Source organism: Arthrobacter horti, from assembly GCF_030731045.1.
GTDB classification, from domain to species: Bacteria; Actinomycetota; Actinomycetes; order Actinomycetales; family Micrococcaceae; genus Arthrobacter_E; species Arthrobacter_E nanjingensis.
The window spans coordinates 441397-465590 of record NZ_JAVALS010000002.1 but is presented as its reverse complement, the minus strand read 5'-3'; the positions used below and the strand labels follow the sequence as shown (position 1 = coordinate 465590).

Sequence of the window (24194 nt, the reverse complement as noted above, 5' to 3'; positions counted from 1 at the left end):
GCACCCCTTCATCGTTCGACTTGCATGTGTTAAGCACGCCGCCAGCGTTCATCCTGAGCCAGGATCAAACTCTCCATCAGAAAATTCAAAACCCGGCAAACACCAACCACCACGGGGTGATGATCAGCATCCACCAAACAAAACATTTGGTATCAAAAAAACATGACACACTATTGAGTTCTCAAACAACAGACTGCTTTCGGAGCTCGGAACCGTTTCATCAGTTCGTCGCCGCCGAAGCAACTTTTCAAGCTTACCACCCCGAATTCTTCGGCGCAAATGCCCGAACTTCAATCAATTTCTTGGTGAAATTCTTGCTCTCTGCGGCGTGTCCGGTTGAATCATCTGGAGGTTTCCTCCCCGATCAACCGCTCCCTGCGGTGCGGGAATAAACTCTACCACCGTTCCGCCCAGGCGCCAACTCCGCATCGGCACGGTGCTTCCGGACATGCTGAAGGCCTGGGAACCCGCGGGTTCCCAGGCCTTCAGCGCACCTCCCGGAGAGCTCTGCCTCGGCAGGCTCAGGACAGGATGCTCAAGACAGCCGGGTGAAGTAGACGGCCCCGAGCGGAGGCAGAGTGACCCGTGCCGAAGCCGGCTGACCGTCCCAGGCGCCGTCGTCCGCCACCACCGTGCCACCGTTGGTGACCCCGGACCCGGCGAAGTCATGGGAGTCGGTATTGAGGACCTCCACCCACTCCCCCGCGGACGGGAAACCCAGCTGGTAGTCGTGGTGCGGCCCACCGGCGAAGTTCACCACACACACGAGCGGCTCGCCCTCCGCGCTCCACCGCACGAAGCTGAGGACGTTGTGGTCCGCGTCGCCGCCGTTGATCCACTGGTACCCGGAAGCGGTGTTGTCCTGCTCCCAGAGCGCCGGCGTCTCCCGGTAGATCGCGTTCAGCTGCTGAACGAGCAGCTGAACGCCGCGGTGATCCGGTCCTTCCGCGAGCCACCAGTCCAGGCCGTGCTGCTCGCTCCACTCGGCTTCCTGGCCGAACTCGGTGCCCATGAAGATCAGCTGCTTGCCCGGGTGGGCCCACTGGTACGCCAGGAAAGCCCGCAGGTTGGCCAGCTGCTGCCATCGGTCACCGGGCATCTTGCGCAGCATGGAGCCCTTGCCGTGCACCACCTCGTCATGGCTGATGGGCAGGAGGAAGTTCTCCGTGAAGGCGTAGACCAGGGAGAAGGTGATGGTGTTGTGGTGCCAGCGGCGGTTCACCGGATCCTCCGCCACATAGGCCAGCGAGTCGTGCATCCAGCCCATGTTCCACTTCAGCCCGAAGCCGAGGCCTCCCTCTGCCGTCGGGGCCGTCACTCCGGGGAACGCCGTGGACTCTTCGGCGATGGTTACAGCCCCAGGATTGCGCTTGTACACCGTCGCGTTGGTCTCCTGAAGGAACGCGATGGCGTCCAGGTTCTCGCGGCCGCCGTACTGGTTCGGAACCCACTGGCCCTCCTCACGCGAGTAGTCCAGGTACAGCATCGAGGCCACGGCATCCACACGCAGCGCGTCGATGTGGAACTCCTCCAGCCAGTACAGGGCGTTGGCCACCAGGAAGTTCCGGACCTCCTTGCGGCCGAAGTTGAAGATGTAGGTGCCCCAGTCAGGATGCTCACCGAGACGCGGGTCGGCGTGCTCGTACAGCGGTTCGCCGTCGAATCGGGCCAGTGCCCACTCGTCCTTGGGGAAATGCGCCGGGACCCAGTCCATGATCACGCCGATGCCGGCCTGGTGGAGGGCGTCCACCAGGAAGCGGAACTCGTCCGGGTGCCCGAACCGGGAGGTCGGTGCGTAGTAGGACGTGACCTGGTAGCCCCAGGACCCACCGAAGGGGTGCTCCGCGACCGGCATGAACTCCACATGCGTGAACCCGAGCCATTGGACGTACTCCACCAACTCGCGGGCCAGCTCCCGGTACCCGAGGCCCAGCCGCCAGGAGCCCAGGTGCACCTCATACACGCTCATGGGCGAATTGTGCGGATCGTGCGCGGCCCGCGCCTTCATCCACTCCCGGTCCTTGAACTCATACGCGCGCTCCACCACCACGGAGGCTGTCATCGGCGGGACCTCGGTGCCGAAGGCGAGCGGGTCTGCCTTCTCCACCCAGTGCCCGTGCCGGGTCCGCAGGGCGAACTTGTAGCGGGTGCCGGGGCCGATGCCGGGGATGAACAGTTCCCAGACGCCACTGGATCCCAGCGAGCGCATGGAGTGCTGGCGGCCGTCCCAGGAGTTGAAGTCGCCGATCACGCGGACCGCCTGGGCGTTGGGTGCCCACACCGAGAAGGAGACGCCCGTGATGTCACCCATGGAGGAGCTGTAGTGCTGTACGTGGGCGCCCAGCACCGTCCAGAGCGCCTCATGCCGGCCCTCCTGGATCAGGTGCAGATCCAGCTCACCCAGTGTGGGGAGGTAACGGTACGCCTCATCCACCACCACGGGCTCGGCGTCCTCGTACCGGACCTCCAGGCGGTAGTCGGGCACATGCTTCCCATCCGGGGACGCGTAGGTTCCCACCCACACACCGAAGTCCTCGTGCCGCAGGGGGATCCGCGCGTCGTCGGCGAGGACGACGGCGACCTCCTCCGCCAGGTGCTTGACCGTGCGGAAGGTGACCACCCCGTTCTCCCCCAGATGGGCGCCCAGCACCGAGTGCGGTGCATGGTGCTCACCATGCGCCACCTGGCCCAGGGTCGCCTGGTCGACGGACATGGGGGCCGGGGAGGCCGCCTCAGGGGTGGGGTTCATGGGTTCCCTTTCACTTCAGGGCCAGAGAGTTCCTCCAGCGCGGAACGCGCCGCGAGTGCCGGGATCTCCAGCCACTCGGGACGGTTGTTCTGCTCATACCGGACCTCGTACAGGGCCTTGTCCAGCCACAATGCCATGAAAAGGGGCGAACGCTGGTCGATCCTCCCCGGCACAACACTTGAATACCCCTCGAGGAAGGCCTCGGAGCAATCCGCCACCCACCCGCCGGGGACCACCGCATCAGGCGCTTGGCGATGCGCCGCGCCCGCCGCGTAGTCGAACGAGCGGAGCAGGCCCACCACGTCCCGCAACGGGAGGTCCGGGAGCGAACGCTCCACGGCCGGGCGCAGCGGTTCGCCTTCGAAGTCCAGGAAGATCCACCGGTCACCGGCGCCGGCCGGGGAGTCCACGGAGAGGATCTGGCCCAGGTGGAGGTCGCCATGGATGCGCTGCGGGTGCGTCGGGACGGTGGTGAGGGACGCCAGGAGGCGTTCGATCTGTACGTCGTAGGGTCCGACGACGGCGCGTGCCTGGGCCCAGCTCTCACGGATCCTCTCCGCAAGGCGGTCCAGGACGCCCTGGGCGTCCCCGGCACTCGCTGCGGGCAATCCCTCGGCCAGGCGCCGGTGGATCCGTGCGGTCCCCTGCCCGATGGCGTGGGCCTGCCGCGCGAAGGAGGAGCCCTCCGCGGCGGAGAGGACCGCCGCCGCCCAGGCGTCCCGGCCTCCCGGCAGGAACTCATGGGTGACGGCGAGGTCGGTGCGGACCGTCCCTCTGTCCTCCCCCCACTCCGCCTGGAGCCAGCCCACGGTCGACGGGACGTCCTGAGTGCCCAGGCGGGTCAGCGCCTCGCCGAGCTCCACCTCCGGATTGCGGCCCGGGAACAGGGTGCGGAAGAACTTGAGGATGGTTCCGCCGGGACCCGGGTTCGCGATCACCGATGAGTTCGACTGCTCCCCCCGGATGGACTCGAGGGACAGCGGCCTGGTCAGTGTCTCCAGGAACGTCCGCCCGCCGGCGGCCGTCCGCCCGACGACGCCGGATCCCCGCCCGGTCCTGAGGATCCCGTCGCCGGCCATGAGAGACAGCACGGCCTCCACGAACTCCCGCCGCTTGGGCCCGTCGAAGACGTCCCATTCCTCGCCGGCCATATCACCCGGGATGGTTCCGATGAACCCGGCATGGAGGGGACCCGCGGGATCGGTGCCCCCGGTATGCGGCGAGAACAGGAGCGGCACCTGGAGGACGACGGGCTCGACAGCGCCACCGGAGGCCAGGCGGAACAAGCGGAACTCGCCGTGGAGGCCCTGTCCGAGGTCGCACGGCGTGACGGACACCGGAACCAGGCGGGTGTCCCGTCCCTTGGCGGGGAACCAGCGCTGCTGTGGCAGCCACCCCTCCAGGAGTTCCGTGAGGGCTTCGGTGCGGGAGATCATCAGCCGTCCTTGGACACGATCGGCATGGCCGTGGTCTGGGTCCCCGGGGCCGCCGCCCGGAAGCGGAGCCAGAAGTACCCGTTGCCGCTGAGCGTCAGCGACAGCGACCCGTCGGGAGCGACGCTGGGGAAGGCCTGGCCCCCGAAGACGTCCCGGAGGCCGCGGCCGGCGAACTCGGGCAGGTCCAGCGTCACCGCCAGCGGGCTCTGCGACAGGTTGAAGACACACAGCAGTGTCTCCGGTTCAGCGCCCTCGGCGTTTCCCGGGGCGAGCTCTCGGCGGTACGCCAGGACCGATTCATGGCTTGCCGGCACATGCCGGAAGGAGCCCATCCCGAAGGCCGGATGCGATTTACGGACCGCCAGGATCTGCCGGGTCCACCGCAGGAGCGAACCGGAGTGGGCGGCCTCGGCCTCCACATTGGCCATGTTGTAGTGGTAGACGAGGGACTGGATCACCGGCAGGTACAGCTTGCCGGGGTCAGACGTGGAGAAGCCGGCGTTGCGGTCCGGGTTCCACTGCATGGGCGTGCGGACGGCGTCGCGGTCCTGGAGCCAGATGTTGTCACCCATGCCGATCTCATCGCCGTAGTAGAGGAACGGCGAGCCGGGCAGGCTGAGCAGCAGGGCGTTGATGAGCTCGATCTCGGCGCGGGAATTGTCCAGAAGAGGCGCCAGACGCCGGCGGATGCCCACATTGGCGCGCATCCGGGGGTCCGGGGCATACCAGCCGAGCATGGCGGCGCGCTCCTCCGAGGTGACCATCTCCAGCGTCAGCTCATCGTGGTTGCGGAGAAAGGTCCCCCACTGGGTCCCCTGCGGGATCTCCGGGGTGTCCTGCACCGACTCGATGATCGGGGCGGCCAGCTGGTCCCGGAGCGCGTAGTAGAGCTTCGGCATGATCGGGAAGTGGAAGCACATGTGACACTCCGGCGCTTCCTGGGTACCGAAGTACTCCACCACCTCGTGCGGCGGCTGGTTGGCCTCCGCGATGACGATCCGGCCTGGGTACTCCCGGTCGATCATGGCGCGCAGCCCCCGCAGGAATTCGTGAGTCCCGGGGAGATTCTCGCAGTCCGTGTCCTCTTCCTCGAAAAGGTACGGAATGGCGTCGGCACGGAATCCGTCCACGCCATGATCCAGCCAGAAACGCACCACGTCGAATATCGCATCCACCACGGCCGGATTTTCGAAATTCAAATCGGGCTGGTGGGAGAAGAAACGGTGCCAGAAGAATTGGCGGCGGATCGAATCGAACGTCCAGTTCGATTCCTCCGTGTCCACGAAGATAATGCGTGCGTCCTGGTATTTCTGGTCCGTATCACTCCAGACGTAGAAATCACCGTAGGGGCCGTCCGGATTCCGCCGGGACTCCTGGAACCAGTGGTGCTGATCCGAAGTGTGGTTCAGCGGCAGATCGATGATGACCCGCATGCCCCGCGCGTGCGCCTCCGCCACCAGCCGCTGGAAGTCGTTGATGGTGCCGTACTCGTCCAGCACGCTCTTGTAATCCGCGACGTCGTAACCGCCGTCGCGCAAGGGGGACTGGAAGAAGGGTGGCAGCCACAGGCAGTCGATGCCCAGCCACTGCAGGTAGTCCAGCCGGTCGATCAGTCCGTTGAGGTCCCCCGAGCCGTCCCCGTTCGAGTCAGAGAACGCCCGGACGAGAACCTCGTAGAACACAGCCTTGCGGAACCAGTTCGGGTCATGGGTGAGCCCCGGCGCGTTGAAGTCGAAACGGTCGCGGCCGGTGATCCCGGACTGAGCAGACGGAAGGCTGAAGGTCATCAGGCTCCTCGGCGGATATGAAGGACATGGGCCGGTTCAACGTGCGGATCCAGGCGTACGTAGTTGTGCTCACCCCACTCCCAGCTCTGCCCGCTGATGAGGTCATCCACACGGAATCCGTGGGATGCCGTCAAGTCTCGAGCATCCAACGCCAGCGCGCCCAGGTCAAGGGACACCGTGCACTCTCGTGTCCCATGGGGGTCCACGTTCACGATGACGATCAAGGTGTCCTTGGAGCCGTCCGGCAGCACCTTGTGCTTGGAGAAGACCACCGTGGAGTCGTCCGTGGAGTGGTGCACCGTCAGGTTCTGCAGGTCCCCCAGCGCCGGGTGGGCGCGGCGGATGTGGTTCAGCCGGGTCAGGTACGGCGCCAGGGTCCGGCCGGAGGCCTCGGCACCGGCCCAGTCGCGGTCCTTGTACTCGTACTTCTCGTTGTCGATGTACTCTTCGGCGCCCGGACGGGCCACGTGCTCGAACAGCTCGTAGCCGGCGTAGACCCCCCACAGCGGGCTGCCCATGGCGGCCAGGACCGCGCGGATCTTGAACGCCGCCGGGCCCCCGTACTGCAGGTACCGGGTGAGGATGTCCGGGGTGTTCACGAAGAAGTTGGGCCGGAAGAACGCCGCGGAATCGCGCGAGATCTCGGTGAAGTACTCCTCCACCTCCTGCTTGGTGTTGCGCCAGGTGAAGTAGCTGTAAGACTGCTGGAACCCGGCGCGGCCCAGGGCATGCATCATGGCGGGACGCGTGAACGCCTCGGCCAGGAACACCACATCCGGGTGCTTCTTGTTGACGCGGCCGATCAGCCACTCCCAGAACCAGACGGGCTTGGTGTGCGGGTTGTCCACCCGGAAGATCTTCACTCCGTGGTTGATCCACAGCTGTACGACGCGCAGGATCTCCTTGGACAGGCCCGCCGGATCGTTATCGAAGTTCAGGGGGTAGATGTCCTGGTACTTCTTGGGCGGGTTCTCCGCATAGGCGATGGAACCGTCCACCCGCTGGGTGAACCACTCCGGGTTGCTCTGCACCCAGGGGTGGTCGGGGCTGGCCTGGAGTGCCAGGTCCAGGGCCACCTCCAGGCCGAGCTCCTGAGCCCGGGCCACGAAGGCGTCGAAGTCTTCGAAAGTGCCCAGGTCCGGGTGGATGGCGTCGTGACCGCCCTCGGGTCCGCCGATGGCCCAGGGGGAACCGGGGTCACCCGGGCCCGCCACGAGCGTGTTGTTCGGGCCCTTGCGGTGGGCACGGCCGATCGGGTGGATGGGCGGCATGTACAGCACGTCGAAGCCCATCTCAGCCACGGCCTCGAGGCGCTCAGCGGCCGTGCGGAAGGTGCCGGAGGTCCAGACGCCCGTGGCCGGGTCGCACCGGGCACCCTCGGACCGGGGGAAGAACTCGTACCAGGCGCCCTGGCCGGCAGCACTGCGCTCCACCAGAATGGGGTGGTCCTCCGTCTCGGTGACCAGCTCGCGGATCGGCGCGCGTTCGACGGCGGCCCCGACCTCGGCGGAGAAGCCGGCGCCAAGGCGCTGCTCCACGCTCAGCCGCTGATCGGCGAGCGCCTCGGCGGCACGGCGGAACGTGCGACGGTCCGCGGCGGTGCGCTTGACGTCGTCGTCGGCGGCCTGAGCGAGCAGTGCGGCTCCCTCGGCGAGCATCAGCTCGACATCGATGCCCGCGCCGATCTTGATCTCGGCGTTGTGGTGCCAGGTGCCGTAGCGGTCATGCCAGGCCTGGACCGCGAAGCTCCACAGGCCCGTGGCGCTGGGGGTGAACACGCCTTCCCAGCGGTCGGTCCCCAGACCGCGTTCGCCCTCCGGCGGGGCGAGACGGACAGTCTGGACGATCTTGCCTTTGGGGTTCTTCAGCACGGCTGTCACCCCGAGCTGGTCGTGGCCCTCACGGAAGACGGTGGCTCCGACCACGATCCCCTGCCCGGGGACCGCTTTGGCGGGGAATCGTCCGCCTTCCACCGATGGCTGCACCTCGGTGATCGGAAAACGGCCGAAACGCAGGCCGCTCGGAATCCCATGGGGATCGGGAAGTACGGGGGTGGTCTTGGTCCGGCTGCTGCTTCGTTTCGTGCTGCTCACAGGCACGACGGTAACGTGAATGGCAGCCGATTGCTAAGACGCGCGTCAAAGAGACAAAGGCTTACGCGTCATTTACCAAAATGACACTTTGCTCTGTTCCGATGGATGCCCGACTCGGTTAGTGTGGCCCAGGTGAAGGCTATCCGCAGATTTACCGTCCGTACCGTCCTGCCCGAACCGATCGCGGCTTTGGCCCCTCTGGCCACCAATCTCCGCTGGTCCTGGCACCTGCCGACGAGGGAACTCTTCGCAAGTCTGAACCCCGAACTGTGGGACAGGAGCCGCCATGACCCGGTGGCACTGCTGGGTGCCATTTCGGCCGAGGAATTCGACGCACTGGCCAAGGACGAGGACGTGGTGGCACGGATCCAGTCCGCCGCCGATGATCTGGAGAGGTACCTCACCGAGCCGCGCTGGTACCAGACCCTCACACAGGGGGCGCCGGAACGCATCGCCTACTTCTCCCCCGAGTTCGGCATCACCGAGGTGCTCCCGCAGTATTCGGGCGGCCTGGGCATCCTGGCCGGCGATCACCTGAAGTCGGCCTCCGATCTGGGGGTCCCCCTCATCGGCGTCGGCCTGCTCTACCAGGCCGGTTACTTCAAGCAGTCTCTCTCCCGCGACGCGTGGCAGCAGGAGACCTACCCGGTGCTGGACCCGGACAATCTGCCCCTGACCCTCCTCCGCGAGGAGGACGGCACCGCCGTCAGCGTCCGGCTGCCCCTTCCGAACGGGCGCCAGCTGCTGGCGCAGGTGTGGCGTGCCGACGTCGGGCGCGTCCCATTGCTGCTGCTGGATTCCAACGTCCCCGGCAACGACGACGCCGCGCGCGGCATCACGGACCGGCTCTACGGCGGTGGCGGTGACCACCGCCTGCAGCAGGAGCTGCTGCTCGGCATGGGCGGTGTGAAGGCGCTGCGCAGCTACGCCCGGATCACCGGCACCTCCGCCCCCGAGGTGTTCCACACGAACGAAGGCCACGCGGGCTTCCTCGGCATCGAACGCATCCAGGAACTCATGGCCGGTAAGGGCCTGAGCTGGGACGAGGCACTGGCTGCGGGCCGCGCCTCCACCGTGTTCACCACGCACACCCCGGTGCCGGCCGGCATCGACCGCTTCGAGCTGACCCAGATCGAGCACTTCTTCCGGGCCGGGCTGGCCCCGGGCGTCCCGGTGGAGAACGTCCTGGACCTGGGCCGGGAGAGCTACGAGGGCGGCGACCCGGGCAAGTTCAACATGGCCGTCATGGGCCTGCGCCTGGCCCAGCGCGCCAACGGCGTGGCGAAGCTGCACGGCGTGGTGTCCCGCGAGATGTTCGCCGGGCTGTGGCCGGGCTTCGAGAAGTCCGAAGTGCCCATCGCCTCCGTCACCAACGGCGTGCACGTGCCCACCTGGGTGGACCCGAGCATCGGCACCCTGGCCCGGGACGCCTTCGGCCCGGAGGCCGAGTCCCTGGGCCGCTGGGACCTCGCCTACAACGTCCCGGATGAGACCATCTGGGGCCTGCGCCGGGAGCTGCGCGGCAAGCTGGTGGCCGATGTCCGCCGCCGTCTGCGCGCCTCCTGGAAGAAGCGCGGCGCCGCAGACGCCGAGCTCGGCTGGACCGACGGCGTGCTGGACCCCGATGTGCTGACGATCGGTTTCGCCCGGCGCGTCCCCACGTACAAGCGCCTGACGCTCATGCTGCGCGATCCCGCACGTTTGAAGAAGATCCTGCTGGACCCGAAGCACCCGGTGCAGCTGGTCATCGCCGGCAAGTCTCACCCCGCGGACGACGCGGGCAAGAAGATGATCCAGGACCTGGTCCACTTCACCGACGACCCCGAGGTGCGCCACCGGATCGTGTTCCTGCCGAACTACGACATCGCCATGGCCCGGACCCTGTTCCCCGGCTGCGACGTCTGGCTGAACAACCCACTGCGGCCCCTTGAGGCGTGCGGCACCTCCGGCATGAAGGCTGCGATCAACGGCTCGCTCAACCTGTCCGTCCTGGACGGCTGGTGGGATGAGATGTACGACGGCGAGAACGGCTGGGCGATCCCCACGGCGAACAACGGCGCCTCCTCCGAGGAGCGGGACGACATCGAGGCCGCGGCCCTGTACGAACTGATCGAGAACCGGGTGGCGCCACGCTTCTACGGTTCCGTCGTGTCCGAGGACGCCGGCGCCGCCGGCCCGTCCCAGGCCGGCGACGGCGAGCTCCCGACAGCGTGGATCTCCATGATCAAGCACACGCTGGCTCATCTGGGACCGGCCGTCTCCGCGGAGCGCATGGTCAAGGACTACGTCAACCAGCTCTACACCCCGGCCGCGGTGGCAGGGCGCACCGCCGTGGAGGACGGCTACGCCGTGGCGAAGGACCTGGCCGCCTACACGGCCCGCGTGCGCTCCGCCTGGTCCGCCGTCACGGTGGAGCACGTGGACAGCAGCGGAGTGAGCGAGTCTCCGCAGATCGGCGACACGCTTCACGTGAGCGCCTACCTGTCCCTGGGCGGCCTGGAGCCGGAGGAGGTCCAGGTGGCGGCCGCGTTCGGCAAGGCCGGCAATGACGACGACATTCAGAACCCCCGCAGTGTGGACCTGGCGCCCTCCGAGGACCTCGGCAACGGCCGCTGGCTCTTCCGCGGCCCGATCCCCGTGGACCGCTCCGGTGCCTTCGGGTACACCGTCCGGGTGTTCCCGAAGCACGAGGCCCTGGCGAACCAGGCCGAGCTCGGGCTGGTGGTCAACGCGTAAACCGACGACGCGCCGAAGGGCCTCTCCGATCGGAGGGGCCCTTTTCGCGTCATCGGTACAATTCCGTATGCGAATCGCGGCGATCTCCGATGTCCACGGCAACGTCTTCGCCCTGCGGGCGGTGCTCCAAGCGGTCTCCCGGGACCGTGCCGACCTGGTGGTGAACCTGGGCGATCACCTTTCCGGCGGTGTCGCCCCGGCCGCCACCGCCGATCTCCTGATGGCCACCCCCATGGTCTCCGTCCGGGGGAACCACGAACGCCAGGTTCTGGAGACCCCTCCCGCACTCATGAGCGCCTCCGACCGTCTGGCCCACGCCGAACTGACCGGACGGCACCGGGCCTGGCTGGCTGCGCTGCCCCTTACCGCCCGTCCTGTGGAGGGCGTGCTGGCATTCCACGGGACGCCGGAGGACGACCTGGAATACCTGCTGGAGACGGTGACTCCGGATGGTGTCCGGCCGGCCACCGAGGATGAGGTCACCTCACGCCTCTCCGGGCATCTGGATCACGCACTCCTGCTCTGCGGGCACACCCATCTTCAGCGCGCCGTCCGGCTGAGCGGCGGCGCGCTCGTGGTCAATCCGGGAAGCGTGGGATGGCCGGCCTATGACGACGACCGCCCCTATCCTCACCTCATCGAAGCCGGTACCCCGCACGCCCGGTACGCGGTGGCCGATGACGCGTCCGGTCGCTGGGAGGTGGAACTCCGGGCCGTCGGGTACCCCTGGGAGGAGGCGGCCGCCCTGGCACGCGCCAACGGCCGGCCCGATGTGGAGCACGCCCTGCTGACCGGGACGAACCTCAGCGCTCTCTGACCGGGGCGCCTGATTCACGGCAGGACGGCCTCACCGCAGGACGACGACGGCGAGGTGCGGCGAAGCCGCTTCGGTGTCCCTGAGGATGGTGGTCACCGCATCCGCGGTCGGCCCGTCCAGGGTTTCCGCCTGCACCCAGACGAGGGTGGTGGGCCCTGTCAGTCGCTCAGACCAGTCCCACAGACAGTCGTTGAGGGCATCCAGATTGCGGCCGAAATGCGCCGGGAAGGACAGCGCGGCCGCGAAGGCGCCCAGCACGCCCGCCCGGTCCGCGGCGGCCGGGACGACGGCGGGTTCCCGGCCCTGGGAGAGCACCGCATGCGCGAGTTCAGCACCCGGGTGAGTACCGCCGTCGTACGTCCTCACCGGCCCTCCAGGATGAAGCGGAAGGTGGCGTAGTGGTCCGCCGTGTAGTACTTCTCGTGGCCGGAGCCCACAATGATGCGCCGGGCGCCCCGGTCATTCGACCCGGGTGTCGGCACGGTGTACTCCTGGTAGTAGCCGCCGTTCTTCTTCGGCAGCGCCCCCTCGAAGTTGCCGAAGTTGATCCCGTCCCGGCTGTACGGGTAGGGCCCGCCCTTGGCGATCAGCGCCAGCGTAGTCTGTGCCTCCGCAGGCAGCGCGGACTCCTTGACCGTCGCCAGCGAACTCGGGTTGGAGGGCGCCTGCCCCGCCCGGCCGGTGGGCGAGGCGGCCGCCACCGGGGAACCGCCGCCGTGGGCTGCCGGCCGGGAGCCGTTCCCCAGCCACAGGAAGCCGGCAAGCAGGGCCACCCCGAGCAGGCCGGCAAGGGTCATCAGGGTCTTCCGGTTCATCGGTGTCCTCAGAGTCGGTAGATGTTCATGGAGAAGGCGTCCACCAGGTCCGTGGTCCCCTCGGCCAGGCGGGTTCCCCGGCGCTCGTCCTGGACCAGGGACGTCGAGTGCCGCAGCTCGAACTTGTGCACGTCCCCCGTGGTGACACCCAGCTCGGTCAGGCGCGGCATGACGATCTCCTGGTCGGAGCCGCCGCCATTGATGACCACCAGGCCGTCGATCTTGCCCTTCCGCGAGCCCAGGAGCAGTTGCACCAGGCGCTGTCCGGGGTTGTTCCAGTCCTCCGGGGACATGAACTCGCCGTCCTGATTGAACCAGTGCAGGTACGAGTGCTCATCGCGTTGCGGGTAGTCGTACGGCTGGGCGGCCATGAACTCGCGGCGGATCCGGATGGCCCGCTGAGTGGCCCGGAGCATCTGGCGGCTCTCCTGGGTGGACCTCCAGTCCACCCAGGTCAGAGAGTTGTCCTGGTTGTAGGCGTTGTTGTTGCCCTGCTGGGTGCGGCCGAGCTCGTCCCCGGCCACGATCATCGGCACGCCGAGGGAGACCATGAGCGTGGTCATGAGGTTCCGGCTGGTCAGTGCACGCGCCGCCACGAGGGACTCCACCTCGGTGCGGCCCTCGTAGCCGTGGTTGTAGCTGAGGTTGCTGTCATTGCCGTCGCGGTTGTTCTCGCCGTTGGCCTCGTTGTGCTTGCGGTCATAGGACACCAGGTCCCGCAGCGTGAAGCCGTCATGGGCCGTGACGAAGTTCAGCGAGGCCAGGCGGTTACGGCCGGACCCTGCGAAGAGCGAGGCGGAGCCGGAGACCACGTCCGCCAGCGCCGAGACGCTGCGGCCCTGCCGGCCCGCCTCGATCGCGGCGCGCTCGCTGAGCCAGAAGGAGCGAACGGTGTCCCGGAAACGGTCGTTCCAGTCGACCCAGCCGTACGGGAAGCGACCGGTCTGCCAGGAATCCCCCTGCCCCACGTCCCAGGGCTCGGAGATGAGTTTGACCTCGTGGAACACGGGATCCGCGGAGAGCGCCACCAGGAACGGGTGCTTGGGGTCGAAGGCGTTGTTCGCGTCCCGGCACAGCGTGGTGGCCAGGTCGAAGCGGAAGCCGTCCACGTGGTACTCCTGCACCCAGTGGCGCAGCGAGTCCAGGACCAGCTGGACCACCCGGGGCTCGCCGAAGTTCAGGGAGTTCCCGCAGCCGGTGGTGTCGTAGTAGTTCCCGTGGCCGTCGTGGCGGTAGTAGACGTCATCCCCCAGGCCGCGGAAGCTGAGGGCCGGCTGGTCCTGGCCGCCTTCGGCGGTGTGGTTGTAGACCACGTCGAGGATGACCTCCAGGCCCGCCTCATGGAGCAGCTTCACCATGCCCTTGAACTCGTCCTGAACGGCCCCGGGCCCGGCGGCCTGGGCCGCCTGCGTGGCATAGGACGGGTGCGGCGCGAAGAAGGCCGCCGTGTTGTAACCCCAGTAGTTGGGCAGGCCCAGATTCTCCAGGTGCGCCTCATCCAGATGGAAGTGCACCGGCAGCAGCTCCACGGCCGTGATCCCGAGCGTCTTCAGGTAATCGATCATCACCGGGTGCGCCAGACCCGCGTAGGTGCCCTGCAGATCCTCCGGGATGTCCGGGTGCAGCTTGGTCAGTCCCTTGACGTGGGCCTCGTACACCACCGTGTCCCGCCAGGGCGTGTTGGGCCGGCGGTCCGCACCCCAGTCGAAGTCCTGGTGCATCCGCATCGACACGAGCGATCCGTCCACCAGATCCACACCCCGCCCGTAGGGATCCAGCAGCAGGCCGGGAGGCGCGCTGCGGACGGGCGCCCCGTCGTCGTGCTTGCGGCGCATGAGCTGAGCGCTGATGAGCCGCCCGGCCGTCTCCGGCCCCGTGAACCCGTAGCGGGTGCCCAGGGGGAACCGCGGCACGAGGCCGTGATGGACCCCGCCGCTCACCTCGGTGAGCCGTGTGCGGTGCCAGTGCCCGTCCGCACCCAGATGGTGGACGTCCACGGCGGAAAGGCCTGGGGCGAACACGGCCACATTGACCGTGTCCGGGGCGTGGCGCTCGACGTGACGGGCGGGAGTGACGCCCAGTGGGAACGGCCGGGAGGCCGTCACCAGGAATTCCAGGGGCCGGGTGATCGGTTCGCTGGTCATGAGGTTCAGGTCTCGGAGCGGCGGCGGGACACTTCGTACAGGGAGATGGCCACGGCCATGCCCGCGTTGAGGGACTCCATGGCGGAGTCGATCGGAATGGAGACGATCTGGTCGCAGTGCTCGCGGACCAGACGGCTCAGGCCCTTGCCTTCGGAGCCCACCACCAGGCAGATCGGTTCGGTGGCCAGATCCAGGCCGGGCAGGGATACGTCCCCATCGCCGTCCAGGCCGAGCACGAAGATGCCCATCTCCTGGAACGCCTTCAGGGTGTTGTTCAGGTTCCCGGCACGGGCCACGGGCACGCGGGTGGCGGCACCAGCACTGGTCTTCCAGGCGGCGGCGGTCACACCGGCGGCGCGGCGCTCAGGCACGACGACGCCGTGACCGCTGAACGCGGACACCGAACGGATGATGGCGCCCAGGTTGCGCGGGTCGGTGATGCCGTCCAGCGCCACGAACAGGGGCGGGGCGGCGATATGGCCCTTCTTCCAGGCCTCGACGGTCTCCATGGCCAGGTCGATCGGGTCCGCGTAGTCGTACGGCGGGATCTGCAGCGCCAGGCCCTGGTGGACGGCATCCTCGGTGAGACGGTCCAGTTCGGGCTTGCTGGCCTCCAGGATCGGCACACCGCGCTCGGCGGCGAGCTTCAGGACCTCCTTGACACGGTCATCCACGTCGATTCGGATGGCCACGTACAGGGTCTTGGCCGGGATACCGGCGCGCAGCGCCTCCACCACGGAGTTGCGGCCCGTGACCAGCTCCTCCATGGCGCGGCCCTTGGGGCCGCTGCCGCGGCGGGCGTCGCGGCCCGCGGAGGTCTTCCGCTTGGCGGCGGAACGCTCGGCGAGGACCTTGTTCTTGTACGCCTTGTGGTACTCGCGGTCTTCCGCCTTGGGGGTGGGCCCCTTGCCCTCCAGCGCCTTACGGCCATGGCCACCAGTGCCTACGCTGGTGCCCTTCTTGTGCTTACGGACAGCTCCGGAACGGCCGATATTGGCCATGTTTCACCCCTGCGGTAGTTTGCGGACCACCACCATTTTACGGTCTGACGCGTGTCAGGCGTTCTTCAGGCTCCAGGTGGCCCCCTGAGGGCCGTCCTCGACCACGACTCCGGCCGCCGCGAGAGCGTCGCGGATGGCGTCCGAGGCGGCCCAGTTCTTCTCGGCGCGGGCTTGTGCGCGCGCCTCAAGCTGGCTCTGCACGAGGCTGTCCAGGGCCGCGGTGGACGGGCCGTCGACGGCGGCCGATGACGCCACGTCGTCGAGCCCCAGGACGCGGGTCATGGCCGTGACGGAGGCCAGTGCCCGGTGGGCGGTCTCCAGATCGCCGGCGGCGAGGGCCGCGTTTCCGCTGCGCACCGTCTCGTGCAGGACGGCGAGGGCGGCGGGCACGTTGAGGTCATCGTCCATGGCGGCGGCGAAGCCGTCCGGGACCCCACCGTAGTCGAACCAGCCGATGGCGCCGTTCTGCGGGGCGGCACCATTCAGCTCCGCCGTGGCCCGCAGGGCGCGGCCGATGAATCCGTCGATCCGTTCCACGGCCGAGGCGGCCTCGGAGAGGGAGCCGGGGTTGTAGTCCAGCACGGAGCGGTACTGTGCCTGTCCGAGGTAGTAGCGCACCACCCGCGGACTCGCCTGGGCGAGCATCTCCTCCGGGCTGACGGTGTTGCCCACGGACTTGGACATCTTCTCGCCTTGGTAGGTGACCATGCCGTTGTGCATCCAGAAGTTCGCGAAGCCGTCACCGGCCGCGGTGGACTGGGCCAGCTCGTTCTCGTGGTGCGGGAAGCGCAGGTCCAGGCCACCGCCGTGGATGTCGAAGCGCGGGCCCAGGTACTTGGTGACCATGGCGGAGCACTCCAGGTGCCAGCCCGGGCGGCCCCGGCCCCACGGGGAGTCCCAGGCGGCGGTCTCCGGGTCGCCGTCCTTGTGACCCTTCCAGAGGGCGAAGTCGCGAGGGTCCCGCTTGCCGCGCGGGTCGGCGTCCGCGGCGGCCTGCATGTCGTCGATGTTCTGACGGGTCAGCGCGCCGTACTGCGGCCAGGAGCGGACGTCGAAGTAGACGTCCCCGGAGCCGTCCGGCGCCGGGTAGGCGTGACCGCGGTCGATGAGCCGCTGGATCAGGGCGTGCATCTCCGGCACGTGGCCGGTGGCGCGGGGCTCATACGTGGGCGAAGAGACGCCCAGGGTCTCGTAGGCGCGGCGGAAGGCCTGCTCGTAGCGGTACGCCAGCGCCCACCACTGCTCCCGGGGGAAGCGGTCCCCGTCCGGGATGAAGCCCTCTTCGAAGGACTCGGCGGACTTGGCCAGGATCTTGTCGTCGATGTCAGTGACGTTGCGGACCACGGTCACGTCATAGCCGCGGTGGCGGAGCCAGCGGGTCAGCTGGTCGAAGGCGATGGCGGAACGCACATGTCCAACGTGGGGAAGCCCCTGGACGGTGGCCCCGCAGTAGTACACACTCGCCTTCCCTGCTTCGAGGGGCTGGAACTCGCGGACCTGGGCCGTGGCCGTGTCATAGAAGCGCAATGTCACGGGCCCAGCCTATGCCGTCGGCCGGGGTGGGGGCTATTTTCCCCCGAGCGGATACACGAGCGCGGTCGCGACGGCCGTCAGGCCCTCCCCGCGGCCCAGGAACCCCAGACCGTCCGTGGTGGTGGCGGAGACGCTCACAGGGGCACCGGCCGCATCGCTCAGCACCTTCTCCGCCTCCAGCCGGCGGGGCGAGAACTTGGGCCGGTTGCCCAGCAGCTGCACCGCCACGTTGCCGATGCCGAATCCGGCCTCCCGGACGATCCGCGCGGCCTCGGTCAGAAGCCGCAGCCCGGACGCTCCCGCGTATTCTGGGCGGTCCGTGCCGAAATGCGTGCCGAGGTCACCGAGCCCGGCGGCGGAAAAGAGGGCGTCCGCGGCGGCGTGCGCGACGACGTCGGCGTCGGAGTGCCCGGCCAACCCCCTCTCGCCCGGCCACAGGAGCCCGGCGAGCCACAGCGGCCGCAGCGCGTCCTCAGGGGCGTAGGCATGGGCGTCGACGCCGATGCCGGTGCGGGGGATGATCATGCCTCCCCCATCCAGCGGCCGGCCAGGGGGCCTTCCAGCAGGCCCTCGGCGAGGATCAGGTCCACGGGCGTGGTGATCTTCAGCGAGTACGTGGACCCGGCGACCACGTGCACCGGGACACCGCGGGATTCCAGCAGCATGGCGTCGTCCGTGATGGCCTCGGCCTGCTTGTCGTCCAGGTACTGGGCATCGTCGTGGGCGGCTTTCAGCGCCGCATAGCTGAAGCCCTGGGGCGTCTGGACCGCACGGAGTGACTCCCGGGCGATGTTGCCGGTGACCAGCTCCGGGGAGATGTCGGCGTCCGCGCCGTGGCTCGTGTGGACCTGCTTGATGGTGTCCACCACCGGGATCGCGGGGATGACGGCGCGCGCACCGGCGACCAGGGCGTCGGCGACCCGCTGGAAGACCTGGACGGGCACCAGGGGGCGGGCGGCGTCGTGCACCAGGACGCGCTCCACACCGTCCAGGGCGGACAGCGCCCGGGCGACCGAGTCGGCGCGCGTGGCACCGCCTTCGACCACGCTCAGCTCCCATTCGGCGTCCCGGTGCTCCGCGAGGAACACCTCCACCACCTCGTGCAGCGTTCCGGGCCCGGGCTTCTCACCGTGCGGCAGCGCCACCACGATGCGGTCCGCCACACTGGCCGCCACCACGCCGGCCAGGGCGTGCCGGAGGATGGGCTCCTCGCCGAGGAGAACCTGGGCCTTGGGGATGCCGAAGCCGAGACGCTGGCCGGAACCTGCGGCGAGGACCACGACGCCGGTGCGGGAGTCTGAAGTCATACACTCCACCCTAGTCCCCACTGCCTGCGCAGTAGTGCTCGCATTCCCCGCCCGGAGGCGGCATCCTCCGCTCAGGCAGCGGAGGAACGTGCCGGGCCCGGGAACGCGAAAGCCCGGACGGCATGCACCGTCCAGGCTTTCGTGAAACGTGACTCAGGAAGCGGTGACCTCGGAGCCGAGGACCTCGTCCAGGACGTTGGCCGCGTGCTCCTCATCCGTCTTCTCGGCAAGAGCGAGCTCGGAGATCAGGATCTGACGGGCCTTGGAGAGCATGCGCTTCTCACCTGCGGACAGGCCGCGGTCCTGGTCACGACGCCACAGATCGCGGACCACCTCGGCGACCTTGATGACATCGCCCGAGGCCAGCTTCTCCAGGTTCGCCTTGTAACGGCGCGACCAGTTGGTGGGCTCTTCCGTGAATTCGGCGCGCAGAACGTCGAAGACGTGCTCCAGGCCTTCCTTGCCCACGACGTCGCGAACGCCGACCAGGTCGACATTCTCGGCCGGGACCTCGATGGTGAGGTCGCCCTGCGCCACGCGGAGCTTCAGGTACATCTTCTCAACGCCCTTGATGGTGCGCATCTTGATCTCTTCGATCTTCGCAGCACCGTGGTGAGGGTAAACAACCGTCTCGCCGACTTCAAAAACCATGTGGATTATCCCCTTTCCCGACCTCCAGTTTATCACGGCGGAGGGGGCGGCCTTGCCGGAGCATGGGCCTGCATCCCTTGAAATATCAAGGATCCAGGCCCGCGCACCGGGCTGTCATGTGACTTGACGGACAGTCCGAAAGATGCATTGCAGACCGTCCGTGACGGTCGCCTCGGCCCCGGTGCCCGGGATGGCGTCTTTTATCGATAAACTGTCAGCAAAGAGCTCTCATTCTTCGTGCAAGGAGTTACGTAAAGTGCGTTCCACTGGCCTCAAGACCATCAAGCCCGGCAAGCGCGCGCTGGCCGCAGCCGCGATGGGCGTCGGACTCCTCGCCGCCACCACCGCCTGCTCCGCGACCTCCCCGCAGCAGACCACGCACCAGTACGCCGCCTCCGATGGTGTGAACGCGCAGTTCGCGGACCTCAAGATCCGCAACGCCATGGTGGTCAGCGATGGCGAGAAGAACCCGGGACGCCTGCTCGGCACCATCTTCAACGGCAGTGCCAGCGACGTCGTCGTCACGGTGAACGGCGCCGAGGGCTCCCAGACCCAGGTCCGCGTCAAGGCCAACAACGAGGTCTCCCTCGATGCCGGCGATCCCGCGGTCCTCAGCACCACGGGCGCCAAGCCCGGTGCCCTGGTGGACCTCAAGTTCAGCGGCGAAGGCCAGAACCTGACCGTCCAGGTCCCCGTGCTGGACGGCACCATCAAGGAGTACCGCCCGTTCCTGCCGACCCCGTCCCCGACGGCGACGCACGCCACGGCCACCCCGATGCCGACCGCCACCGAATCGGCCAAGTAGCACCAGGCTCACTGCGGCCGGCCGCGAGGCGGCCCACGACGACGGCGCGTGCCCCCGACGGAGGATGACCTCCCACCGGGGCGGGCGCCGTCGTCGTTTTAAGCATCACCCGCGATGTGAGCAAACACACAGCGCGGGAATGCTCCCGGACGGCATCCGGGATGCGGGAATGGGCAAGAATGGAGATGCGGCATCGCCGCGAATCCCACCCCCTTTCCCGAGGGACCCCCTTCCCTTTTTCAGAGTCTTCAGCAGAGGCGATCATGACGATCCTGAACTTTGTCCAGCCGCGCTCCGTGGTGCGTGCGCTGGACCGTCTGGACACCCCGGCCCGGTACTTCGGGGCCTACATCCTGGCGCTGGCCGCGCTGGCCGCGCTCATGACGGCCTTCGGCGCGCTCGGCGGCCTCGCCCTCAATCTCGGGGTCACGGCCGTCTTCCTGCTGCTGAGTGCCGAGCTGCTGCTGACTGTGGCCTTCCTGGCCATCGCCCTGGGCGGCCCGTTCTACTGGACCGTCCGGCACCGCGCCACGCGCCGCTGACAACTCCACGTTCCTGACAACGCGAGAGGCGGCCTCCCTGAGGGAGGCCGCCTCTCGCGTCATCCGTGCGGATCTGGTTGTCCGTGCGGATCAGGGCTCGAACTTGTAGCCCAGGCCGCGCACGGTCACCAGGTACCGTGGCGCGGACGGGTCCGGCTCGATCTTGCCGCGCAGGCGCTTGACGTGAACGTCAAGGGTCTTTGTGTCCCCCACGTAATCGGAGCCCCACACGCGGTCGATCAGCTGTCCGCGGGTCAGCACGCGGCCGGAGTTCCTCAGGAGCATCTCCAGCAGTTCGAACTCCTTCAGCGGCAGTGACACCTGCTCTCCGCCCACGCTGACCACATGCCGCTCGATGTCCATCCGCACCGGACCGGCCTGCACCGTGGTGGTGATGAGCTCCTCGGGCTCGCCCTGACGGCGCAGCACGGCCCGCACGCGGGCCACCAGCTCGCGGGAGGAGTACGGCTTGGTGACGTAATCGTCCGCGCCGAGCTCCAGGCCCACGACCTTGTCGATCTCGGAGTCCTTGGCCGTCAGCATGATGACGGGGACCGAGGAGCGCTGGCGGAGCTGCCGGCAGACCTCCGTGCCGGACTGCCCGGGCAACTGGAGGTCCAGCAGCACCAGATCGGCGCCGTTGCGGTCGAACTCGGTGATGGCGTCAAGGCCGTTGTCCACCACCTCCACCTCGAAGCCCTCCTTGCCGAGCAGATAGGACAGCGGGTCGCTGAAGGACTCTTCATCCTCCACGATCAGAATGCGGCTCACGCCTGAACTCCTTCTTCATGAACTTGGCCTGCGGCCAGACCGGAACGGGCATGCGCCGGCGCCGGCCCTTGCGGTTCCGTGGTGTCCACGGAATCCCGCCCTTCCAGCTCCGGCAGGCGCACGGTGAACGTGGACCCCTGTCCGGGCTGAGACCACACGGAGACTTCGCCTCCGTGATTGGTCACGACGTGTTTGACGATGCTGAGCCCCAGGCCGGTACCACCGGTGGCCCGGGAGCGGGCCGCATCGACCCGGTAGAAGCGCTCGAAGACCCGCTCCTGATCCTCCGGGGAGATCCCGTCGCCCTGATCCGTCACGGACACCGCGATGAGGCCCTCCCGGGAACGGATGCCGATGCCCACACGGGTGTTCTCCGGCGAGTACCGGACGGCGTTGTCAATGAGGTTGCGGAACGCCGTGGTCAGCAGATCCGGGTCGCCGTACACCTGGGCGTCCGTGCCGGCCCCGCCGACCACGATCTTGATGTTCTTGCTCTCCGCCGTCAGCTTGGACCGGTCCACGGCATCGGCGATCACGTGGCTCAGATCCACGGCCGTGCCCCGCTGGGCGATGTTGGCGCCCTGGAGACGGGAGAGTTCGATGATGTCCTGCACCAGGTCCGCCAGGCGGGAGGCCTCCTTGTGCATGCGCTGGGCGAAGCGGCGCACGGCCACTTCATCGTCGGAGGAGTCCTCCAGCGCCTCGGCCAGCAGGGAGATGGCCCCCACCGGGGTCTTCAGCTCGTGGGAGACGTTGGCGACGAAGTCGTTGCGGATCTCCTCGGTCCTGGTGATCTCCGTGCGATCGTCGGCCAGGAGCAGGACGTACTCATCCCCCAGCACCGCTGCCCGCACCTGCACCACGATGGAACCGGCGCCCAGCGGTCCGCGCGGGAGCTCGAACTCCTCTTCCAGCACGACGCCGTCGCGCCGCACCCGGGCGGTCATCCCCAGCAGCTGCTGGTGCACCACCGTGTGACCGCGCACCAGTCCGTAGGCATAGGCGGCAGGACTCGCCCGCACGACGCCGTCGATGTCGTCCACGATCACGAAGGCCCGGCCCAGCACGCTGAGCACCTCAGCCGCACCTTCGGGCAGCTGGGCCTCGTCGAGTTCGCCTTCCACCAGGGTCCGCTGCTGTTCACTCACCCGGAAGGCGAGCACGCCGAACACGCCCAGGCACAGGCCGATGAGCCCGGCGATGACGCCGACGAGCAGAGGATCCACCCACCCAGCTTACGGTCCAGAGCAAGGCTCTTTGCCCGGAATGATGGGCATGGACCACCGGTTCAACTAACGTTCACTTTCACGATGCAAAGTATTCATGGCCCACTGTCAGCGTAAGTAGCTGGACCGTCAGCGCGCCCGTCCACCCGTGACGGGCCGGACCGACCGGGCACGCAGCCCCAAGAAAGGACGCCACCGTGCGCAAGGTTTTCCAGGACGAGCTCGCCCAGGTCGGTGAGGAACTCGTCGAGATCTCGACGTTGGTGGCCACCGCCATCGAGAACGCCACCACCGCCTTCTTCACCGCAGACGTGGACCTGGCCCAGGATGTGATCGCCGCGGACGCCCGCATCGACTTCCTCCAGAACGCCCTCGACGAGCGCGCCATCGACATCCTGGCCCTGCAGGGCCCCGTCGCCACCGACCTCCGTATGATCGTCAGCTCCCTGCGTATGAGCGCCTCACTGGAGCGCATGGGTGACCTGGCACGGCACATCGCCCAGCTGGCCCGTCTCCGCTTCCCGGCCCAGGTCATCCCGGAGTCCCTGACCGAGACATTCGAGCGCTTCGCGGAACTGGACATCCAGATCGCCCGCAAGGTCGCCGAGCTTCTCGACACCCGCGACCTGAACCTGGCCCGCGACATCGTCAAGCTCAACCTGGAGGTCGACGAACTGCACGCCGGCGTGTTCAAGGCCGTAGCCGCGGCCGACTGGACCGAATCCGCCGCCACCTCCGTGGATGTGGCCCTGGCCAGCCGGTACTTCGAGCGCTTCGCCGACCACGGCGTCTCCGTGGCCCGTAAGGTCAGCTACCTGGTCAACGGCGAGTGGCAGCCGGAGGTCATCGGCGGCGCCTGAGATTCAGCCGACGACGGCGGTGACGCACCCCGGGTGGGTGGCGTCGCCGTCGTCGTTAAGCGCCGAGAGTACAGATGATGCCGCTTCCCGTGCTGGGAAGCGGCATCATCTGTACTCTCGCGTGGGGGGTGGGCTTTATTTCTTGCCCTGGTTGGCCACGGCCTTGATGGACTCTGCGGCGGCCTCGGGGTCGAGGTAACGGCCGCCCGGGTTCACGGGCTGGAAGTCCTCGTCCAGTTCGTAGACCAGCGGGATGCCGGTGGGGATGTTCAGGGCGGCGATGTCATCATCCGAAATGCCGTCCAGGTGCTTGACCAGGGCGCGCAGGGAGTTGCCGTGGGCGGTGACCAGCACGGTCTTGCCGGCCTTGAGGTCCTCCTTGATATCCGACTCCCAGTACGGCAGGAGGCGGACCAGGACATCCTTCAGGCACTCGGTGCGCGGGACCGCGTCGCCGAGGTCGGCATAACGCGGGTCACCCACCTGGGAGAACTCGGAATCGTCGGCGAGGGCGGGCGGCGGGGTGTCGTAGCTGCGGCGCCACTCCATGAACTGCTCCTCGCCGAACTCGGCGAGGGTCTGGGCCTTGTCCTTGCCCTGCAGTGCGCCGTAGTGGCGCTCGTTGAGGCGCCAATCGCGCTTGACGTCGATCCAGCCGCGGTCCGCCGTGGCCAGCGCCAGGTTGGCGGTGTTGATGGCCCGCTTCAAGCGGGAGGTGTAGAGGACATCCGGCAGGACGCCGTTCTCCACCAGCAACTCACCGCCGCGGGCGGCCTCGGCCCGGCCCTGATCGTTGAGGTCCACATCCACCCAGCCGGTGAAGAGGTTCTTGGCATTCCATTCGCTGTGGCCATGGCGCAGCAGGATCAAGGTGTACGTCATGGTGTGATTCTAGCGAGATCGTGGGACCGGCCGCCCAGT

The 24194-nt window shown here is 67.9% G+C and carries 18 protein-coding genes, 1 rRNA gene and 1 pseudogene; 5 read left to right on the top strand and 15 right to left on the bottom strand.

Annotated elements, in window-relative coordinates:
• The 4 genes and pseudogenes from Q9R02_RS06015 to Q9R02_RS05995 form a co-directional block, all read right to left on the bottom strand.
• Nucleotides 1-80, bottom strand: a 16S ribosomal RNA gene (locus Q9R02_RS06015); the annotation flags it as partial.
• A 455-nt stretch (nucleotides 81-535) separates the two neighbouring features.
• A pseudogene (gene glgB / locus Q9R02_RS16545) lies at nucleotides 536-4185 on the bottom strand (1,4-alpha-glucan branching protein GlgB).
• Nucleotides 4185-5972: a maltose alpha-D-glucosyltransferase gene (treS, locus tag Q9R02_RS06000; RefSeq protein WP_305995743.1), complete on the bottom strand. Its 1788-nt coding sequence runs from the start codon at nucleotides 5970-5972 to the stop codon at nucleotides 4185-4187. Before treS ends, glgB begins: the two are co-directional and overlap by 1 nt.
• Nucleotides 5972-7999 carry an alpha-1,4-glucan--maltose-1-phosphate maltosyltransferase gene (locus Q9R02_RS05995; RefSeq protein ID WP_305995761.1) on the bottom strand — a complete coding sequence of 676 codons (2028 nt, stop codon included), beginning with the start codon at nucleotides 7997-7999 and terminating at the stop codon, nucleotides 5972-5974. Before Q9R02_RS05995 ends, treS begins: the two co-directional genes overlap by 1 nt.
• Before the next feature lie 198 nt (nucleotides 8000-8197).
• On the opposite strand from Q9R02_RS05995, the gene glgP reads away from it, so the two are divergent.
• Both glgP and Q9R02_RS05985 read left to right on the top strand, forming a co-directional pair.
• The gene (glgP, locus tag Q9R02_RS05990; protein WP_305995742.1) at nucleotides 8198-10801 is read left to right on the top strand and encodes an alpha-glucan family phosphorylase; all 2604 of its coding nucleotides are present in this window, start codon (nucleotides 8198-8200) and stop codon (nucleotides 10799-10801) included.
• A 67-nt stretch (nucleotides 10802-10868) separates the two neighbouring features.
• Nucleotides 10869-11618 (top strand): metallophosphoesterase family protein, encoded by a 750-nt coding sequence (locus tag Q9R02_RS05985; protein WP_305995741.1) that lies wholly within the window; start codon nucleotides 10869-10871, stop codon nucleotides 11616-11618.
• Between the two features lie 30 nt (nucleotides 11619-11648).
• On the opposite strand, the gene Q9R02_RS05980 is transcribed toward Q9R02_RS05985, so the two are convergent.
• The 8 genes from Q9R02_RS05980 to Q9R02_RS05945 form a co-directional block, all read right to left on the bottom strand.
• Complete coding sequence (locus Q9R02_RS05980) at nucleotides 11649-11984, bottom strand: barstar family protein (protein ID WP_305995740.1); 336 nt, start codon at nucleotides 11982-11984, stop codon at nucleotides 11649-11651.
• Entirely contained in the window at nucleotides 11981-12433 is a 453-nt protein-coding gene (locus Q9R02_RS05975; RefSeq protein WP_305995739.1) for a guanyl-specific ribonuclease, read from the bottom strand. The genes Q9R02_RS05980 and Q9R02_RS05975 overlap by 4 nt, the downstream gene beginning before the upstream one ends.
• 8 nt (nucleotides 12434-12441) lie before the next feature.
• Complete coding sequence (glgX, locus tag Q9R02_RS05970) at nucleotides 12442-14577, bottom strand: glycogen debranching protein GlgX (RefSeq protein WP_305995738.1); 2136 nt, start codon at nucleotides 14575-14577, stop codon at nucleotides 12442-12444.
• A gap of 5 nt (nucleotides 14578-14582) precedes the next feature.
• Nucleotides 14583-15578, bottom strand: a complete 996-nt coding sequence (gene rlmB / locus Q9R02_RS05965) for a 23S rRNA (guanosine(2251)-2'-O)-methyltransferase RlmB (RefSeq protein WP_305995737.1) — start codon at nucleotides 15576-15578, stop codon at nucleotides 14583-14585.
• Between the two features lie 54 nt (nucleotides 15579-15632).
• Entirely contained in the window at nucleotides 15633-17111 is a 1479-nt protein-coding gene (cysS, locus tag Q9R02_RS05960; RefSeq protein ID WP_305995736.1) for a cysteine--tRNA ligase, read from the bottom strand.
• Between the two features lie 33 nt (nucleotides 17112-17144).
• The gene (ispF, locus tag Q9R02_RS05955) at nucleotides 17145-17636 is read right to left on the bottom strand and encodes a 2-C-methyl-D-erythritol 2,4-cyclodiphosphate synthase (RefSeq protein ID WP_305995735.1); all 492 of its coding nucleotides are present in this window, start codon (nucleotides 17634-17636) and stop codon (nucleotides 17145-17147) included.
• A complete protein-coding gene (gene ispD, locus Q9R02_RS05950) occupies nucleotides 17633-18418 on the bottom strand; it encodes a 2-C-methyl-D-erythritol 4-phosphate cytidylyltransferase (RefSeq protein WP_305995734.1) in 786 nt (261 codons plus the stop codon). Before ispD ends, ispF begins: the two co-directional genes overlap by 4 nt.
• 153 nt (nucleotides 18419-18571) lie before the next feature.
• Nucleotides 18572-19069, bottom strand: a complete 498-nt coding sequence (locus Q9R02_RS05945; RefSeq protein WP_305995733.1) for a CarD family transcriptional regulator — start codon at nucleotides 19067-19069, stop codon at nucleotides 18572-18574.
• Between the two features lie 256 nt (nucleotides 19070-19325).
• Here Q9R02_RS05945 and Q9R02_RS05940 point away from each other — a divergent pair, with 256 nt between their 5' ends.
• Entirely contained in the window at nucleotides 19326-19874 is a 549-nt protein-coding gene (locus Q9R02_RS05940; protein ID WP_305995732.1) for a hypothetical protein, read from the top strand.
• 263 nt (nucleotides 19875-20137) lie between these two features.
• Nucleotides 20138-20416, top strand: coding sequence for a hypothetical protein (locus tag Q9R02_RS05935; RefSeq protein WP_305995731.1), 279 nt, complete (start codon nucleotides 20138-20140; stop codon nucleotides 20414-20416).
• Nucleotides 20417-20506: 90 nt separating this feature from the next.
• Here the strand turns inward: Q9R02_RS05935 and Q9R02_RS05930 are convergent, their stop codons facing one another.
• Both Q9R02_RS05930 and Q9R02_RS05925 read right to left on the bottom strand, forming a co-directional pair.
• Entirely contained in the window at nucleotides 20507-21187 is a 681-nt protein-coding gene (locus Q9R02_RS05930) for a winged helix-turn-helix domain-containing protein (RefSeq protein ID WP_305995730.1), read from the bottom strand.
• Nucleotides 21184-22404, bottom strand: coding sequence for a sensor histidine kinase (locus Q9R02_RS05925; protein WP_305995760.1), 1221 nt, complete (start codon nucleotides 22402-22404; stop codon nucleotides 21184-21186). Before Q9R02_RS05925 ends, Q9R02_RS05930 begins: the two co-directional genes overlap by 4 nt.
• 206 nt (nucleotides 22405-22610) lie before the next feature.
• On the opposite strand from Q9R02_RS05925, the gene phoU reads away from it, so the two are divergent.
• Entirely contained in the window at nucleotides 22611-23273 is a 663-nt protein-coding gene (gene phoU, locus Q9R02_RS05920; RefSeq protein ID WP_305995729.1) for a phosphate signaling complex protein PhoU, read from the top strand.
• 135 nt (nucleotides 23274-23408) lie between these two features.
• Here phoU and Q9R02_RS05915 read toward each other — a convergent pair whose 3' ends face one another.
• A complete protein-coding gene (locus Q9R02_RS05915) occupies nucleotides 23409-24155 on the bottom strand; it encodes a phosphoglyceromutase (RefSeq protein WP_305995728.1) in 747 nt (248 codons plus the stop codon).
• Between the last annotated feature and the right edge of the window lie 39 nt (nucleotides 24156-24194).

Excerpts from the sequence above, each read along its gene's own strand:
- treS (WP_305995743.1), bottom strand. The coding sequence starts at position 5,972 with ATGACCTTCAGCCTTCCGTCTGCTCAGTCCGGGATCACCGGCCGCGAC.
- Q9R02_RS05985 (WP_305995741.1), top strand. The coding sequence starts at position 10,869 with ATGCGAATCGCGGCGATCTCCGATGTCCACGGCAACGTCTTCGCCCTG.
- Q9R02_RS05975 (WP_305995739.1), bottom strand. The coding sequence starts at position 12,433 with ATGAACCGGAAGACCCTGATGACCCTTGCCGGCCTGCTCGGGGTGGCC.
- glgX (WP_305995738.1), bottom strand. The coding sequence starts at position 14,577 with ATGACCAGCGAACCGATCACCCGGCCCCTGGAATTCCTGGTGACGGCC.
- rlmB (WP_305995737.1), bottom strand. The coding sequence starts at position 15,578 with ATGGCCAATATCGGCCGTTCCGGAGCTGTCCGTAAGCACAAGAAGGGC.
- ispF (WP_305995735.1), bottom strand. The coding sequence starts at position 17,636 with ATGATCATCCCCCGCACCGGCATCGGCGTCGACGCCCATGCCTACGCC.
- ispD (WP_305995734.1), bottom strand. The coding sequence starts at position 18,418 with ATGACTTCAGACTCCCGCACCGGCGTCGTGGTCCTCGCCGCAGGTTCC.
- Q9R02_RS05945 (WP_305995733.1), bottom strand. The coding sequence starts at position 19,069 with ATGGTTTTTGAAGTCGGCGAGACGGTTGTTTACCCTCACCACGGTGCT.
- Q9R02_RS05935 (WP_305995731.1), top strand. The coding sequence starts at position 20,138 with ATGACGATCCTGAACTTTGTCCAGCCGCGCTCCGTGGTGCGTGCGCTG.
- Q9R02_RS05915 (WP_305995728.1), bottom strand. The coding sequence starts at position 24,155 with ATGACGTACACCTTGATCCTGCTGCGCCATGGCCACAGCGAATGGAAT.